The sequence below is a fragment of the Lysobacter sp. DMC104 genome (genome assembly GCF_056313665.1).
The window spans coordinates 1-4191 of record NZ_JBQUZW010000030.1 but is presented as its reverse complement, the minus strand read 5'-3'; the positions used below and the strand labels follow the sequence as shown (position 1 = coordinate 4191).

Here is a 4191-nt window from a genome sequence, read left to right as displayed (position 1 = left end):
ACGGCGTATGCGACGAGCAACCAGGCGCGGACGGGCGACGTGCTGGAGTACGAGGTGACGTTCCGGAACAACGGCCCTGAGTCGATCGGGACGCTGGTGGTGCACGACGCGACGCCTGCGTACACGCAGTACGTGTCGGCGTCGTGCGGGGCGCCGCTGCCGGCGGACCTGACGGGTTGCAACGTGACGCAGCAGCCTGCGGTGGGCGCGGCGGGAGCGATCGACTGGACGTACGTGGGCACGCTGGCGCCGGGGCAGTCGGGCAGCGTCACCTATCAGGTCACGGTGGAGTGATGAGAAAGCGTGCCATCCGCGATGATCGCATCGGCTCGTTCATGCGTCGCCGATGCCTGCGTGGATTGGTGGCCTGTCTCGCCGCGCTGTACATACCGGTCGCCTCCGCGCAGTTGTATTCCAGCTCGACCCCCGGCAATTGGAATTACACGGTGCCGGCGGGCGTCACCGCGGTGCGGGTGACGATCACCGGCGCGGGCGGTGGTGCCGGCGGGCCTTCGAATTGTGCGGAACCCGGCAATGGCGGAACCGGGGCGAGAGCCACCGCCACTATTGCCGTGGCGCCCGGCGATGTCCTGTCCGGCCGTATCGGCGCTGGCGGTGGCGGCGGCAACGGCGCCATCCCGAACGTGGGAGGCGGTGCGGGCGGTTCGGGCATCGGTGCAGGCGGCGGTGGCGGGGCGTCATCCGCCTCTGCGCCACCGGCCGGCGGCAATGGCTCGGGTGGCGGTGGTGGCGGTGGGACGACGCTCATGGTGAACGGCACCGTGCTGCAGGTGGCAGGCGGCGGTGGCGGTGGCGGCGCTTCGGGCGGAACCGTCGCTGGCGCCTGTCTTGGTAACACGGGGCAGACCGCGAGTGCGGTCATCACCAACATCGTCAGTTGCCCGTTGACCGGTAACGGAACATCGGGCGGCACGGGCAACAACGGTGGATTCGGCGGCGGCGGCGGCGGTGGCGGCGGCGGCGGTCGCGTTGGTGGTGCCGGTGGCGCGGGCGGTTCCCATAACGCCGGCGGCGGAAGTGGCGGTGCAGGGACGTCGTGCTACACGACCGGCGCGAATGCGTTTGTGTCCGCGCCGACCATCGCATCGACCGGCGGCGCGGGCGGGGTAGGCCGGAACCAGCCGGGCGGCGCCGGTTCCGTGCTGATCGCGATTCCCGTGCTGACGAAGACATTCTCGCCGACCGCGATCGTGGCCGGCGCCACGACGACGCTCACGTTCACGATCACCAACACGACCGGGAACCCGGCCTGGACGGGCCTCGGCTTCACCGACACACTGCCGAGCGGTCTGGTACTGGCGAGCGCTCCGACCGCCTCGCAGTGCGGCGGGATCGTGACCGGCACGGCCGGCGGCACGGTGATCGCGTTTTCGGGCGGCACGCTCGCCTCGGGCGCGAGCACCTGCACGATCGCCGTGCAGGTGACGAGCGCCGCCTCGCCGACGCTGGGCGCTTGCCCGCAGGCGGCGAATACCAATGGCAGTGCCAACATCAGCGGTCTGTCCAGTCTCGTCAACGGCGTGACGAGCCAGTGTCTGGCCGTGCGGACCACCGTGTCCGGCCGGGTGTTCGAAGACACCTCCGGGGAGCTGCTCGCCGATGGCGCCATCGGCAGCAGCGTCAATCCCGGCATCAACGGCGTGACGGTGCGTCTGTTCAACAGTGCCGGCACGCAACAGTCCACCACCACGACCAGCACCGTCGGCGGCATCGCCGGCACCTACAGCTTCAATACGTTGGTCGGTGGCACTTACTACGTGACCGTGGATCGTCCGGGCACGACCGCTTCCGGCACGGCCGGCGTGCTGGGCGAGCAGACCTACGCGGCCGCGGGCACCGGCAACGCCGGCGCGGCGGGCGGTGCGGGGTACGGTCCCCTGTGCGTCGGCGGCACACCGCCCATCTACACCAACAACAGCGCCACGGTCACCACCGGCACCGCGGCCAATCCGGCCAATGGCGCCTGCTACGGCGGTCGCCGGGGTGGCACCGTCGACAATCCCGGCGTGGCGTTGAACAACAACGAACACGTGACCCGCCTCGTGGTGGGGACCAATGCGATCGCCGACGCCGACTTCGGTTTCAGCTTCAACGTGGTGACCCATACAGGCAACAGCGGCCAAGGCTCGCTGCGACAGTTCATCGCCAATGCGAACACCATCGCCGGCGCCAATGCGATGCGCTTCGTGCCCGCGGTCGCGACCAATCAACCCACTTGGTGGCGCGTGGCGCCGACCACCAATCTACCGGTGATCAGCGGCGCGAATGCCGTCTCCACGATCGTGGACGGTACCGCCTACAGCCGCGTGGACGGTGTCACGGTACTGGACACTGCCGCCGGCAATCTCGAAGCCGGCGCCACGGTCGGTGTCAATGGCGACCAGATGACGATCGCGGCGATCCCGAGACCGGAACTGGAAGTGAAGGGCTCGACGGCAGGCGGTACGGCGACCACCGCCGCAGTGTTCGAGGTGGGCGCCAGCAGCGGCGTGCAACTGCAGCACCTGTCCATCACCTCCGGCACCGAGGCGGTGCAGGTCCGCAGCAGCGGTGTCACTGGCCTGCTCGTGCAATGGAACGCCATCGGCTGGCAGCCGAATGGCACCGCAGCGCGTCCGGTCTCACTTGGAGGCGGTATCGCGCTGAATCTGGGATCCACTGCGGTCAATGCGTGTTCGGGCATCAATGGCCTGGTGGCGCAGATCAGGAACAACGCCATCACGGCGACCGGGAACGCGATGATCGGCTGCAACATCACGGGCCTGTCGCTCGGCAACCTGGTGGTGGCCGAGAACGTGTTCCGGAACAACACGGCCGCCAGCATGCTCGTCCCGGGTTCCGGTCCGGCGGGCGTGAGCAGCGCCACGCGCAACGTGCAGATCCTGCACAACCTGGTGAGCGGATCGGCGGGCAACGGCATCATCATGGCCGAGAACGCCACCGGCAGCGGCCATCAGGTGATCGGCAACACGATCACCGCCAGCGGAGGCCGGGGCATCCTGTTCACCACGCTCGCGGCGGGCGCTTACGCCGGGCCCGCGCTGGTGCGTGGCAACGACATCAGTGCCAACGCCAACGAGGGTGTCGGCATTGCCAGCGTGTCGGCCACGACCGAGCAGCAGGTCCGGATCAGCCAGAACGGGTTTTCCGGCAACGGCGGCAACGCGATCGACCTCGGCGTCAACGGTGTGTCGACGGGTGCCGGCTGCAGTGCATTCGCCGGCGGCACGATGAATGGCAATCTCGGCCGGCCGACGATCCACTACGCGGTGGTCGGCGGCGGCACATTGACGGTGGGCGCCAGCTATTGTGGTACCGGCACGTACACACTCGAGTTCTACAAGGTGGCCAGCGGCGCGGCCACCGGCGATGTCGGTGCCGATGGCAAGCAGGCAGGTGAAGGCCAAGTCTATCTGGGTGCATTGAGTGGTCTGACCGGCGGCACATTGAACGCTGGCACGTTGGCCGTCGCTGGCGTGGCCGCAGGCGACCGGATCACCGCGATCGCGATACGCGAGGACGGCGCAGGCACCGCCGGCAACACCAGTGAGTTCAGCGCCGTGTCCGTGCTCAATCCGACGCTGCTGCTGCGCAAGACCACACTCGGCGGAACAGGATCGAGCAGCTTCACCGTGAGCAATGCCGATACCGACCTGACCACGCCGACCGTGGCCGACGGCGCGGCCGGCATCACCACCACGGCCACCGGCACGGCGACAAGCTTCGATGCCGACACCGCCACGGCGGGCGTGCAGGCGATCGTGATCGGCCAGAGCGGCGTCCAGGTCAATGTCGTCGAGACCGTGCCGGCGGGATACAACCTGACAGCTGCGAGTTGCACCGACGGCGCCAGCACGTTCGCCGCGACCGGCCTGCCCGCCATCGGCGGCGCCATCGGTACGGTGACGATCCCGGCCGCGAACGTCACCGCCGGTTCGAGCTGGACCTGTGATTTCGTCAATGCGGTGGTCGCCCGGCTGACGATCCGCAAGACGAGTTTCGGCGGCACGGGGAGCTTCGCGTTCACCGGGACGAACGGCCTGCCCGCGGCCCTGCCCGGCGTGACGGTGACGACGACCGCCGCCGGTGCGTCGGCCGACTCGTCGGTGCAGACACTGGTCGCCAACGGCGTGGCGACGACGGTGACCGAGCAGGTGCCGCCCGGCTGGA

At 69.1% G+C, this 4191-nt stretch carries 2 protein-coding genes; both read left to right on the top strand.

Annotation, left to right across the window (positions count from 1 at the left end; genetic code table 11):
• A partial coding sequence (locus ACT53R_RS19600; protein ID WP_476173596.1) for a hypothetical protein occupies window positions 1-294 on the top strand: 294 nt, incomplete at its 5' end.
• Window positions 294-4191: beta strand repeat-containing protein (locus ACT53R_RS19595; RefSeq protein ID WP_476173595.1), on the top strand; the 3898-nt coding region annotated here is incomplete at its 3' end. The genes ACT53R_RS19600 and ACT53R_RS19595, both read left to right, overlap by 1 nt.